Raw genomic sequence first — 12,758 nt, forward strand, 5'->3', positions numbered from 1 at the left:
AGCGGCCCTGGGGTTTCGGCGTTACAGCATAAATTGCTGGGGCTGCTTTGCAGTTTTTTCGCGACGCAAGGCCGCTCCTACAGGCCCTCAGTGGCTAGCACGGGCCAGTATCAGTACACATCCCGCCGATACCGCCCATCCTCGATCAGTTGCTCTACAACGGTCTCTCCAAGCATGCCCTTGAGCGCCGCATCAACGCCGGCCGCCATGCCCTGCAAGCTGCCGCAGACGTACACACAGGCGCCATCCGCCACCCAGCGTTTGAACGCTTCAGCCTGCTGCAGCAACACATCCTGCACATACACCTTCTCGGCCTGATCCCGCGAAAACGCCAGGTCCAGGCGTGCCAGGTCGCCGTTGTCGAGCCAGCCCTGCAGTTCATTGCCGCACAGCAGGTCATGCGCGCGGTTACGTTCACCGAACAGCAGCCAATTGCGTTGTTCGCCCGCGTTAACCCGCGCGCGCAGCAGGCTGCGCAGGCCAGCCAGGCCAGTACCGTTGCCGATCAGAATCATCGGCACCGGTGACTCGGGCAGGTGGAAGCCACTGTTGCGGCGCAGGCGCATGCTCAGCAGGCCATTCACCGGCAGGTACTCGGTCAGCCAACCAGACCCCAGCCCGAAATTGCCATCCGGGTGACGTTCCTGGCGCACGATCAATTCCAATACACCGTCACTGGCGATCGACGCGATGGAGTATTCACGCGTGCCGATCGGTACCAGCGCATCGACCAGCGCCTGTGCGTGCAAGCCCACCAACTGATCGCGCCGGCTGGGCAACTGACGGCTGGCCAGCGCCTGGCCCAAGGTTTCGCTCAGGCCGTCGAGCTGTACGGTTGCGTTGGCATCCAGGCCCAGGCCGTCGAGGAAGGCGTCGACCCGCAGCTGAGCATTGCGCGGCAGGATTTCCACCAGGTCGCCGGCTTGCCAGCTGGCAGGCTCCTCGGGGCGCAGGCCGATCAGGTAGACCGGCAAGCCCTGGCTGCCCGGGTTCATCAACTCACGTTGCACCAGCGTCCAGTTGCCGAAACTCGGCGGCTGCCAGGCCGTGACCGGCTGGGCCCCCGTCAGCTGCGCCAGTGCCTGTTGCCATTGTTGCAGCGCCGCCTGGTCGGCGTTGTCCACCTCCACCGGGCTGAACGCCGTGCTGGCGCCGCGTTCCCCCAACCAAGCCTGCAGGCGACGGGCAAAGCCGCAGAAGTGCGGATATTGGCGGTCGCCTAGGGCGAGCACGGCATAGTGCAGGTTGTTCAGCGCCCAGGGTTGGCCAAGCACCTTGCGCTCGAACGCGCGGGCGCTATCTGGCGCTTCGCCATCGCCGAAGGTACTGACCACGAACAAGGCACGACGGGCCTGGCGCAGGTCATCCTCGCCCAGCTCGGCCAAGGCGCGGACTTGCACCGGCAGGCCAGCCGCTTGCAATTGCCCGGCACTTTGCCAGGCCAGCTGTTCGGCGAAGCCGCTCTGGCTGGCAAAGCCGATCAGCCAGCTGTCGCTGCCAACCTGGGTGCTTTCGACGCCGCCTCGGGCAGCGCGAACCTGGCGTTTCTTGCGCCGGCGGTCAAGGTACAGCAGCCAGCCGGTGACGAAGAACAGCGGCATGGTCAGGCTGGCGAGGGTGACGATGATCCGGCCCGGCAAGCCGAAGTATTCGCCTACGTGCAGGGCGTAAACGCTCTGCAGCAACTGCGCCTTGAAGGATTTGTCGGTGTAGCGGTCGTGGCTTTTCACCTGGCCGGTGGCCGGGTCGAGGACCAGCGTGTTGAAGGCGCGCGGGTGCGCGGCATCGTCTACTAGGTAGAAGAGGTTGGCCGGCTGGCCACCTGCCGGTGGCAGGCGAAGGTTGTACATGGCCAGGCCCGGGCCCGCGGCCTCCTTGAGGTTGGCCCAGATAGCGTCGTAGTCGACCACCAGCGGCGGTGCGTTCTTGTCGACCTTCTGTGGCCCGTGGCGGCCACGGCCTTCGCCGCGTTTTTGCTGCTGGCCCGCTGCTGGCGTATCGGCCAGCAGTTTGTTCAGGCCTTCGCGGTACCATTCATAGGACCAGAACAGGCCGGTGAGGGCGAACAGCAGGTAGAACAGCAGGCACCAGGTACCGGCCACGGCGTGCAGGTCCCAGTTGAAGGCCCGGCCTTTCTTGGCCCACTCGAAGGTCAGCCAGACCCGCCAGTTGAGCGCCTTGCGCGGCCAGCGCAGGTACAGGCCAGAGAGGCAGAAGAAGATCAGCATCAAGGTGCAGGCACCGGTGATCTGCCGGCCGCTGTCGCCCATGGCCAGGAACCGGTGCAGGTTGAGCATCAGGTTGAAGAAGTCCTGCCCGGCCACTTCACCCTTGAGCTCGCCGGTGTACGGGTCGGCATAACGCAGCTCACCACGGCGCTGGCCTGGCGGCGGGGTGAAGAAGATCCGCGCAGCGTTGCCTTCGTGCAGGTCCACCCACAGCATCGCGACCTTGTCGCCTCGCGCGGCCTCGACTCGCTGCACCAGTTCGGCGGGCGGTAATACGCCCTCGGGGCGTACTTCGATCTTCAGCACATCGGCATTGAAGGCCCGAAGCAGTTCTTCCTGAAACGACCAGATCGCCCCGGTGATGCCCATCAAGGCCAGCACCAGGCCAGCGGTGATGCCAAAGAACCAGTGCAATTGGAACAGCGTCTTCTTCACCACATCGATCACCTTGTCTTGCCGTTTCAGTTCAGGCGGCGTGCATTATGCCTTGGTATAGGTAAATACGAATCATTGATACACACAAACCCTGTGGGAGCGGGCTTGCCCGCGAATACGTCGGTGAATCCACCAACGCATTCGCGGGCAAGCCCGCTCCCACAGGGTCCACGTTTGCGGCCTAGATCGCAGGTACATCCACCGGCCTTGGCCGGCGGATGTACCTTCACATCAGAAGTGAACGCTGGTGGTCAGCAACGCTGTCCGCCCAGCCGCCTGGTTGGCGAAGTGGGTGGAGAACGCCTTGTCGTAGTACACCTCGTTGGTCAGGTTCTGCACGTTCAGCTGCAGGTCGACGTTCTTGGTCAGCTTGTAGGCGGCCATGGCGTCGTAGCGCACGTAGCTGTCGACCATGGTGGTGTTGGCCACACTGCCGTACACGTCATCCACATAGAACGCGCCACCCCCGACGGTCAGCTTCGGCGTGATCGAATACGTGGTCCACAGGCTGGCGCTGTTGTTCGGCGTGTTCGGCAGCTGGTTGCCATCGTTGGCCTTGCCCAGCGCGCCGCCATCGATCTGGCGCGCCTGCATGTAGGTGTAGCCGGCAAAGACCTGCCACTTGTCAGTGAGCTTGCCGCTGGCCGACAGCTCGATACCCTGCACGCGGGTTTCGCCGACGTTTTCGTAGGTGGTGGTGTCCACCTGAACGCGGGCGTTTTCCTTCTCGGTACGGAACAGCGCGGCGGCCAGGGACAGGCGCTGGTCGAGCAGGTCCCACTTGGTGCCGATTTCGTAGTTGGTGGTTTCTTCCGGCTCCATGTCGCTGCTCAGCAGGTTGCCGGCACGGTCGCTGGTGTTGCCCAATGGGTTGCCTTCGGTGCCCTCGCCGAGCATCGCGCCAGGTGGCGTCGCGGAGGTGGCGTAGGAGACATAGATGCTGCCGTTTTCGGCCGGCTTCCAGACCAGGCCCAGTTGGCCGGTGATGAACTCGCTGGTATCACGGCCCTTGGAGGCCACGCCCTTGGCGTTGACCACGGTGGCGCCAGCGGCATCGTAGGTGCGGTACTGAGTGTCGAAGTGGTCGTAGCGCAGGCCCATGTTCAGCAGCCAGTCAGGCGTCAGCTCCAAGGTGTCGAAGACGTACAGGGCGCGGGTGTTGCTCTTGGTGTCGGTGCCGGCGTAGTTGCGCGAGATCGCGCCATTCCACGGATCATCCGGGTTCGGATTGCTCAACGAGGTGCAGTTGTAGCCACTGTTTGCGCCGATCAGGCTTGGGTTGCACGTCGAGGCAGTGGAGCCCCCCGTGTTGGTATCAACGGTGTACGACGAACGCTTGCTCTCTTCCCGGCTCAGCTCGATACCGGTGGAGAAGCTGTTCTTCATCCCACCCACATAGAACTCACCAAACAGGTCGGTCTGGTTGGTGGTGGTGGCGGTGTTGCCAACGCGGCTGTTGGCGCGGCGCCAGACGCTGCCGTTGTTGACGTTGCCCTTGCTGTCGTCGGGCTGGGTCAGGATGTAATCCTGCATGCTGTTGCCGTGACGCAGGGTGTTCTTGATGGTCAGCGCGTCGGTCAGGTCGTGCTCGATCGCGAAGGTGGCGATGTCGACGCGGCTCTTGCGGAAGTCGCGGCCGGTCAGGCCATAGAAGTTATCACTGTCCCCGCCATCGTACGGTTTGCTCGGGTGCGCCGAGGTACGGGCGCCGCTACCACCGGTAGGAATGGTGTACGGGATGCCGGAATCCGGCAGGTCGTCGCTTTCCAGGTGGTAGTAGTCGAGGTTGACGCGGGTCGGGGTGCCCAAGCCGAAAGCCAGGGACGGGGCGATGCCCCAGCGGTCGTAGTTGACCTTGTCGCGGCCGGCGACGTTGCTCTCGTGGGTCATCAGGTTGAGACGACCGGCCACTGTGTCGCTGAACTGGTAGTTACCATCGAAGGTGTAGCGTTGGGTCTGGTCACTGCCCCAGGTCCAGGCGCCATCCAGCGAGTTGCCCAGGTGCGCGCGCTTGCTCACCAGGTTGATGGTCCCGCCCGCGGCGCCACGGCCGCCGATGGCCGAGTTCGGGCCCTTGGCCACTTCCACCGACTCGATGGCGAAGATCTCGCGGGTTTGCGCGCCGGTATCGCGTACGCCGTCCAGGTAGGTGTCGCCCTGGGCGTCGAAGCCGCGGATGAACGGCCGGTCACCTTGCGGGTTGCCGCCTTCACCGGCACCAAAGGTGATGCCAGGTACCGTGCGCAGGGCGTCCTGCAGGCTGAGGGCGTTGGTGTCCTTGATGACCTGTTGCGGGATCACCGTGACCGAGCGTGGGGTGTCTACCAGCGGCGCGGTGTACTTCTGCGATGAGGCTTTCTCGACCTTGTAGTCGGTGCTGGCCTGTTCGGCCTTGCCGTTGACGCTGGTGGCATCCAGGGTGACGGCGTTGTTGGCGGCAGGCTCGGCAGCGTAGGCGGTCGAGGCAGTGATGGCGACGCCGATGGCAGTCACGATCAGGCGTGGTGAACTCACAGCAGATGGCACGTAGTGACGCATTGGTAAGGACCTTCCCCAAGGTGATAAGGCGGCGGATCTTAATGTAAGCAATTGTGACTAACAATTGAGAGTCGTTACCATTCGTGAAGAATTTACAATCTTTACAGTTTGCCTTTACGGTTTTCAGTGTCTGAAACGTCTTAAGCGGCGAATGGGGCTTGTGGTATGTAAAAGGGAATCAATATCATTGACGCCTTTACATTTGCCCAGGTGCCGCCGCCATGCTGCTTCACATTCCCGGCCTGTTCGATGCCGACGAACTCACGCGTATCCGCGAGGCGCTGGAGCAGGCTGATTGGGCCGATGGTAAGGTCACTGCCGGGTATCAATCGGCCAAGGCCAAGCACAACCTGCAGTTGCCTGAAGGCCACCCGCTGGCCAAGGAGCTGGGCAGCGCGCTGATCGACCGCCTCTGGAACACCCCGCGCTTCATGTCGGCAGCGCTGCCGCACAAGGTGTTTCCACCGCTGATCAACTGCTACCGCGAAGGCGGCAACTTCGGCTTCCACATCGACAATGCGCTGCGCCAGCCCAAGGGCAGCCCGGAGCGCGTGCGTACCGACCTGTCCTCGACGCTGTTCCTCAGCGACCCGGACAGCTACGACGGCGGCGAACTGGTGATTCAGGACACTTACGGCGAGCAGCAGGTCAAGTTGGCAGCTGGCGACCTGGTGCTGTACCCCGGCACCAGCCTGCACAAGGTCAACCCGGTGACCCGCGGCCAGCGTTATGCGGCGTTTTTCTGGACGCAGAGCCTGGTACGCGAGGACAGCCAGCGTGCGCTGCTGTTCGAGATGGACAATGCCATCCAGCAACTCACTGCCGATGTGCCCGATCACCCATCGCTGCTGCAGTTGACGGGGACTTACCACAACCTGCTGCGCCGCTGGGCTGAGGTCTGAACCGTGTCATACCCGTTGCGTCGTGAAGAAGTGGTGGATGTTGCAGGCCTCAAGGCCATGCTCGAAGACAGCCCGGGCAAGGCGGCCCAGGCGATCCTGGCGGCAGCGGGGGAGGGGGTGGTCGAGGCGCAGTTGCTGCTGGGTCAGATTCTGCTGGATGGGCGCGGTATTGAGCAGGATGTAGACCTGGCCCGGCGCTGGTTCGCCATTGCCACGCAGGGAGGCAGTGTCATGGCCTGCAACATGCTGGGGCGTTGCCTGGAGCATGGCTGGGGCGGTGAAGTCAGCCTAACGCAGGCGGCCATTCACTATGCCCGGGCGGCAGACGCCGGGCTGGACTGGGGCCTTTACAATTTGGGCAACCTGCTGGCCACCGGGCGCGGGGTGCCGGCCAATCAGGCCCAGGCCTTGGTCTGTTACGAGAAGGCCGCGCAGTTAGGGCATGCCAAGTCGATGAACCTGTACGGGCGTTACCTGGAGCAGGGCATTGCCACGGCGGCAAGCCCGGCGCGGGCGGTGCGCTGGTATCGGCGTTCGGCCGAGGCGGGGGACTTTCGCGGGATGTTCAGTTTGGCGATGGTGCTGGTTGAGCGGGGGCAACTGGCTGAAGCCGGGCCTTGGCTGGAGCGGGCGCGGGTTGAGGGGAATGTGAATTTCTTGCGCAGTGCGGTAGCGACATTGCGCGGGGCAGGGCCTTTGCTGGCGGGGTATGCAGCAGGGTATGCCGAGGAACTCGAACAGCGCGGGGAATGATGTCTAGACGGCTGGCATCTTCGCGGGGCAAGCCCGCTCCCACAAGTTATCTGTTGCCTGTGGCACATCAGGGTCCTGTGGGAGCGGGCTTGCCCCGCGAAGAGGCCGGCACAAGCCAGCACACATGAAAACGGGGCCTTGCGGCCCCGTTGTTCATTACAGGTAGTAGGCCTTCAGCGGCGGGAAGCCGTTGAATTCCACCGCGCTGTAGCTGGTGGTGTAGGCACCGGTCGACAGCCAGTACAGGCGGTCACCGATCGCCAGGTTCAGCGGCAGGCCGTACTTGTAGTGCTCGTACATGATGTCGGCGCTGTCGCACGTCGGGCCGGCGATGACCACTTCTTCCATCTCGCCTTTCTTCTCGGTCCAGATCGGGAACTTGATGGACTCGTCCATGGTTTCGATCAGGCCCGAGAACTTGCCCACGTCGGTGTACACCCAGCGCTCGACCGCGGTGCGCGACTTGCGCGCCACCAGCACCACTTCGCTGACCAGGATGCCGGCGTTGGCGATCAGCGAACGGCCTGGCTCGAGGATGATTTCCGGCAGGTCGTCACCGAAGTCTTCCTTCAGGAAGCGGATGATCTCTTCGGCGTAGGTTTCGAGGCTGTTGGTACGGGTGATGTAGTTGGCCGGGAAGCCGCCACCCATGTTGATCAGCTTCAGTTCGATGCCGTCTTCTTCTTTCAGGCGCTCGAAGATCACCTTGACCTTGGCGATGGCAGCGTCCCAGACGCTGATGTCGCGCTGCTGCGAGCCCACGTGGAAGGAGATGCCGTAGGGCACCAGGCCCAGGTCGCGGGCGAGGATCAGCAGGTCCATGGCCATGTCGGTCTGGCAGCCGAATTTGCGCGACAGCGGCCAGTCGGCAGTGGTCGAGCCTTCGGTGAGGATACGCACGTAAACCTTGGAGCCCGGTGCGGCCTTGGCGATGTTGCGCAGGTCGGCTTCCGAGTCGGTGGCATACAGGCGCACGCCCTTCTCGTAGAAGTAGCGGATGTCCTTGGATTTCTTGATGGTGTTGCCGTAGCTGATGCGGTCGGCGCTGACGCCACGGTCCATCACTTTGTCCAGCTCGTAGATCGAGGCGATGTCGAAGCTCGAACCTTTTTCTTTGAGCAGGTCGATGATCTCGACCGCCGGGTTGGCCTTGACCGCGTAGTAGACCTTGGCGAATTCGAAACCGGCGCGCAGGTCGTCATAGGCCTGGCTGATCATCTGGGTATCGATGAGTACGAACGGGGTTTCCTGCTTGTCGGCGAACGCCTTCATTTTCTGGAAGGTGTCACGCGCGAAATAGTCTTCGACCTGGATCGACATGCTCAGGGACTCCATGGGCAAACTGAAAAGATAAGTGGCTGCAAACTGAACGTCCTCCGTATCCCCACTTTGGTTCGCCTACTCAGTACTTGAGCCGGATGGATCGTTTCCAGCATGGACGTTCGGCGCGCACTTTAGGGCGTGAAGAATGCAAGATCAACAGGCAATCCGGGCGTGTTCGTCGCGGATCGACGACCTGCCATTTGAATAACCGACTCATGTGACCGGCAGATGTTCCCCTCGATGTTTGAAGCGTTAAATATTGTGGAAGGACCCTCCCGGCCTCTTCGCGGGCAAGCCCGCTCCCACAGGGTTTGCAGGGCTTGTGTGGGAGCGGGCTTGCCCGCGAACAGGCGCAAGGTGTTCATATTTATGGCCACGCTCTTCAGGCACTTCCGTCCATGAAATCCGCAAAAATTTTTTATTACCGACTGGCGGATTTGCCGGTTTTGATGAGAAACATTACTATTCGCACCCTAGTCTGCCTCCCTGACGACCCCCACCGTGTCCGCACACAAAGGCTTCCTCGACCACTACCATGAGCTGATCGGCACCTGGACGCGCAAGCTGCGCAGTCGCCAGCAGGCCGAGGACCTCACGCACGATGCCTTCGTCAGGGTTCTGGAGAACCCCCGCGAGCAGGTCGAGCAGCCACGCGCTTACCTGCACCAGACGGCGCGCAACATTGCCGTGGATGGTTTTCGCCGCGAGGATCGGCGCCAGGCGCTGGAAGTGTTCGGCGAAAGCAGCACAAGCAGCAGCGGCGACCCCGAAGCCTACGTGCACGCCCTGGAGCTGGCCGACAGCGTCGAACGGGCGCTGGCCGAATTGCCCCTCAACTGCCGCCGTGTGTTCATCTGGCAGAAGCTCGAAGGCCTGACCCAGGCCGAGATCGCTCAGCGCATGGGCTTGAGCAAGAACATGGTCGAAAAGTATATGATCCGCACGCTCCGACACCTGCGTGAACACCTGGATGTGTCGGGATGATGAGTCAGGAGACCTCGATGAAACAGCACGGCACCGACACCGTCCGCAAGCAGGCGGCCGAATGGTTCGCCCGCGTGCAGGACGCGCCGCGGGATGCCGAGCTGCAGGCGCGCTTGCACACCTGGTTGGCAGCGGACCCGCGCCATCGCGATGAATTCGAGCAGCTTGCCAGCCTGTGGCGCGCCGCCGACTTCATTCCGCGCCAGCGCCTCGAGGCGCTGTGCCAAGCAGAGCCCGTGCATCAACTGCCACGGCGGCGCCTGGTACGCCAGGCACTGGCGGCCGGGGTGGCAGTGGTTGCCCTGGGGCTGGGTTGGAGTGGCTGGCAGTACCAGCGCCTCAACCATCAGGGCCAGTTGCAGACCGCCTTTGCCGAACGTCGGCAGGTCGAGTTGCCGGATGGGTCGCAGCTGACGCTGAACGGCGGCACGCAACTGCAGGTTGATTTCAGCGCCGGGCGTCGGCACATCCAGCTGAATGCCGGCGAAGCCATGTTCATCGTGGCCCACGACAGCAGCCGGCCGTTTGTGGTCGATACCGCCCAAGGCAGCGTGACCGTCACCGGCACCCGCTTCGATGTGCGCCTGGACCCGGCCGCCACCCGCGTGGCGGTGGAGCAGGGTTCGGTGCGTGTGCAGGGCAAGGATGCCTCGCAGGCGCAACTGACGGCCGGCCTGGGCGCGCATATAGATGCACAAGGCAAGGTCACGCCTCCCTACGCGGTCAATGCCGCCGCGCTCACCGCCTGGCGCCAGGGCAAGCTGGTGTTCGACAACGCCACCCTGGCCGAGGTGGTGGCCGAAGTGTCGCGCTACCGCACTGAGCCGCTGCGCGTTGCCCCCGGCAAGGTGGCGCAGTTGCGCCTGTCCAGCACCTTCAGCAGCGACGACACCGATGCCTTGCTGCGCGCCTTGCCGAGCATTCTGCCGGTGGCCATCAAAGCCCATGAAGACGGTTCTCGCGAAATAATCGCGAAATAGATTCAGGTTTTTTTCAGCCCGTTCGTCTTCCTCGCCAGCTGCAACTGCCAAGCATTTCCATTTGCATGCGGTTGGCGTTTATCCCGAACTTCAGGATGTCTCGACGACGTGAACAACAACAAGCCTTTCCCACGCGTGCGCGCCCTGGCGCTGGCCCTTGCGGTCAGTGCCGTGGCCGTCAACAGCCAGGCCGAGCAGGCCGGCACTGCCATTCAGATCCAGGCGCAACCGCTGGCTTCGGCGCTGAGCCAGCTGGGCCAACAAACCAACCTGCAGCTGTTCTACAGCCCGGAGCTTGTGGCTGGTAAGCAGGCCCCGGCAGTGTCCGGCAACCTGGCGCCGGTGCAGGCGCTGCAACAGTTGCTGCAAGGCAGCGGGCTGACGTTCGAGGTGTCGCAGGACACCGTGGTGGTCAAGCCACTGCCCACCACGCTCGACCTGGGCAGCGGTAGCCTGGAGCTGGCGCCCACTGACATCAACGTTGTCGGCGACTGGCTGGGCGATGCTGACCAGGCCGTGGTCCAGAACCACCCAGGCGCGCGCACCGTGGTGCGGCGTGAGGCCATGGTGGAGAAGGGCGCGATGAACGTGCGCGACGTGCTGCGCGGGATCCCCGGCGTACAGGTGCAGGACTCCAACGGCACCGGTGGCAGCGACCTGTCCCTGAACGTTGGCGTGCGCGGCCTGACTTCGCGTTTGTCGCCACGCTCGACCGTGTTGATCGATGGCATCCCGGCTGCCTTCGCCCCTTATGGCCAGCCGCAGTTGTCGATGGCGCCGATCTCTTCGGGCAACCTCGACAGCATCGACGTGGTGCGCGGTGCCGGCTCTGTGCGCTATGGCCCGCAGAACGTCGGAGGGGTGATCAACTTCGTCACCCGGGCAATCCCGGAGCAGGCCTCGGCACAACTTTCCACCACCCTTGAAACCTCGCAGCACGGCGGCTGGAAGCACACCGAATCGGCCTTCGTCGGCGGCACCGCCGACAACGGCATGGGCGTTGCGCTGTTGTACACCGGGGTGAACGGCAACGGCTACCGCGAGAGCAACAACGGCAACGACATCGACGACGTCATCCTCAAGACCCACTGGGCGCCGACCGACGTCGACGAGTTCTGGCTCAACTTCCACTACTACGATGGCCGTGCCGACATGCCCGGTGGCTTGACCCAAGCTCAGTACGACAGCAACCCGTACCAGTCGCTGCGTGACTACGACTACTTTGCCGGCCGGCGCAAAGACGTGTCGTTCAAGTGGCAGCGCCAGCTCGACGACGCCACCCAGTTCGAAGTGCTGACCTACTACACCGACAGTTTTCGCGGCAGTGCCATCGCCTCGCGTGACATGAAGACCCTGTCCTCGTACCCACGCAACTACCACACCTTCGCCATCGAGCCGCGGGTGTCGCGGATCTTCTTCGCCGGCCCGACCACCCAGGAAGTCAGTTTTGGCTATCGCTACCTGAAAGAAGCCATGCGCGAGCAGTCGACCCGCCTGGCGCTGATCGACAACGTACCGACGTCGACCCCGACCTCCGATGGCCACGTGTTCCAGGACCGCAGCGGCGGCACCGAAGCCAGCGCCTACTACATCGATGACAAGATCGACGTCGGCAACTGGACCATCACCCCGGGCGTGCGCTTTGAGCACATCAACACCGACTGGCGCGACCGCCCGGTGCTGGACGCCAACAACCGCCCGGTGGCGGAGAAAAAGCGCAGCATCACCAGCAACGAGCCGCTGCCGGCGCTGAGTGTGATGTACCACCTCTCCGATGCCTGGAAGGTGTTCGCCAACTACGAGACCTCGTTCGGCAGCCTGCAGTACTTCCAGCTGGGCCAAGGCGGCACCGGCAACAGCACGGCCAATGGCCTGGAGCCGGAAAAGGCCAAGACCTACGAGGTTGGTACGCGTTATGACAATGGCGGCTTCGCCGGTGAGCTGACAGCGTTCTATATCGACTTCGATGACGAGCTGCAGTACATCAGCAACGATGTCGGCTGGACCAACCTGGGTGCGACCAAGCACCAAGGGATCGAGGCGTCGGTGCGCTATGACCTGGCCGGGCTGGATGCACGGCTGGAGGGGTTGTCGGTCAATGGCGGCTATACCTATACCCGCGCGACATACGAGGGGGAGATTCCTGGCTTCAAGGGCCGTGACCTGCCGTTCTATTCACGCCAGGTGGCCACTGCCGGCGTGCGTTACGCGGTCAACCACTGGACCTGGAACCTGGACGCCTACGCTCAATCCAAACAGCGCGCGCCGGGTACCGGTATCAATGCCGATGGCAGCTTCAATGGCGACTACATCACCGAGCCGAGTGCCGATGGGCAGTACGGCGACATTCCGGGCTACGTGACCTGGCATGCCCGCGGTGGGTACGACTTCGGGCCGAAACTGTCCAACCTGACGCTGGCGGCGGGGGTGAAGAACCTGTTCGACAAGCAGTACTTCACCCGCTCCAGCGATAACAATGCGGGCATTTATGTGGGTGAGCCGCGGACGTTCTATGTGCAGGCCAGTGTAGGGTTCTGATATTGCGTCGCCTGCTTCGCGGGACAAGCCCGCTCCCACAGGACTTTTGCAAGCCTTGAGGCTGGTGCTTAACCTGT

General features: G+C 63.1%; 8 protein-coding genes. 5 read left to right on the forward strand and 3 right to left on the reverse strand.

What is annotated here, in order from left to right:
• Positions 1–110: 110 nt before the first annotated feature.
• Both ACMCNM_RS06810 and ACMCNM_RS06815 read right to left on the reverse strand, forming a co-directional pair.
• Positions 111–2,666 carry a PepSY domain-containing protein gene (locus ACMCNM_RS06810; RefSeq protein WP_412765905.1) on the reverse strand — a complete coding sequence of 852 codons (2,556 nt, stop codon included), beginning with the start codon at positions 2,664–2,666 and terminating at the stop codon, positions 111–113.
• Between the two features lie 228 nt (positions 2,667–2,894).
• Positions 2,895–5,201 (reverse strand): TonB-dependent receptor, encoded by a 2,307-nt coding sequence (locus ACMCNM_RS06815; protein ID WP_186675555.1) that lies wholly within the window; start codon positions 5,199–5,201, stop codon positions 2,895–2,897.
• Positions 5,202–5,422: 221 nt separating this feature from the next.
• On the opposite strand from ACMCNM_RS06815, the gene ACMCNM_RS06820 reads away from it, so the two are divergent.
• Both ACMCNM_RS06820 and ACMCNM_RS06825 read left to right on the forward strand, forming a co-directional pair.
• Positions 5,423–6,103, forward strand: a complete 681-nt coding sequence (locus ACMCNM_RS06820) for a Fe2+-dependent dioxygenase (RefSeq protein WP_186675557.1) — start codon at positions 5,423–5,425, stop codon at positions 6,101–6,103.
• A 3-nt stretch (positions 6,104–6,106) separates the two neighbouring features.
• Positions 6,107–6,856 carry a tetratricopeptide repeat protein gene (locus ACMCNM_RS06825; RefSeq protein WP_186675559.1) on the forward strand — a complete coding sequence of 250 codons (750 nt, stop codon included), beginning with the start codon at positions 6,107–6,109 and terminating at the stop codon, positions 6,854–6,856.
• A 156-nt stretch (positions 6,857–7,012) separates the two neighbouring features.
• Here ACMCNM_RS06825 and ACMCNM_RS06830 read toward each other — a convergent pair whose 3' ends face one another.
• On the reverse strand, positions 7,013–8,176 hold the full coding sequence (locus tag ACMCNM_RS06830) for a type III PLP-dependent enzyme (protein WP_027595561.1): 1,164 nt from the start codon (positions 8,174–8,176) through the stop codon (positions 7,013–7,015).
• 504 nt (positions 8,177–8,680) lie between these two features.
• Here ACMCNM_RS06830 and ACMCNM_RS06835 point away from each other — a divergent pair.
• The 3 genes from ACMCNM_RS06835 to ACMCNM_RS06845 all read left to right on the forward strand — a co-directional run bounded on the left by ACMCNM_RS06835 (position 8,681) and on the right by ACMCNM_RS06845 (position 12,681).
• Positions 8,681–9,163: a sigma-70 family RNA polymerase sigma factor gene (locus ACMCNM_RS06835; RefSeq protein ID WP_412764120.1), complete on the forward strand. Its 483-nt coding sequence runs from the start codon at positions 8,681–8,683 to the stop codon at positions 9,161–9,163.
• Positions 9,164–9,180: 17 nt separating this feature from the next.
• The gene (locus tag ACMCNM_RS06840; RefSeq protein ID WP_412764121.1) at positions 9,181–10,143 is read left to right on the forward strand and encodes a FecR family protein; all 963 of its coding nucleotides are present in this window, start codon (positions 9,181–9,183) and stop codon (positions 10,141–10,143) included.
• A gap of 108 nt (positions 10,144–10,251) precedes the next feature.
• The gene (locus ACMCNM_RS06845; RefSeq protein ID WP_412764122.1) at positions 10,252–12,681 is read left to right on the forward strand and encodes a TonB-dependent siderophore receptor; all 2,430 of its coding nucleotides are present in this window, start codon (positions 10,252–10,254) and stop codon (positions 12,679–12,681) included.
• The last annotated feature ends 77 nt before the right edge of the window (positions 12,682–12,758 follow it).

Origin of the sequence: Pseudomonas sp. NGC7 (assembly GCF_047159675.1) — a bacterium.
In the GTDB taxonomy this organism is placed as follows: Bacteria; Pseudomonadota; Gammaproteobacteria; order Pseudomonadales; family Pseudomonadaceae; genus Aquipseudomonas; species Aquipseudomonas kermanshahensis.

What these genes read in the sequence shown, in the direction of transcription:
- ACMCNM_RS06815 (WP_186675555.1), bottom strand. Translation starts at nt 5,201, where the DNA reads ATGCGTCACTACGTGCCATCTGCTGTGAGTTCACCACGCCTGATCGTG.
- ACMCNM_RS06820 (WP_186675557.1), top strand. Translation starts at nt 5,423, where the DNA reads ATGCTGCTTCACATTCCCGGCCTGTTCGATGCCGACGAACTCACGCGT.
- ACMCNM_RS06830 (WP_027595561.1), bottom strand. Translation starts at nt 8,176, where the DNA reads ATGTCGATCCAGGTCGAAGACTATTTCGCGCGTGACACCTTCCAGAAA.
- ACMCNM_RS06840 (WP_412764121.1), top strand. Translation starts at nt 9,181, where the DNA reads ATGAAACAGCACGGCACCGACACCGTCCGCAAGCAGGCGGCCGAATGG.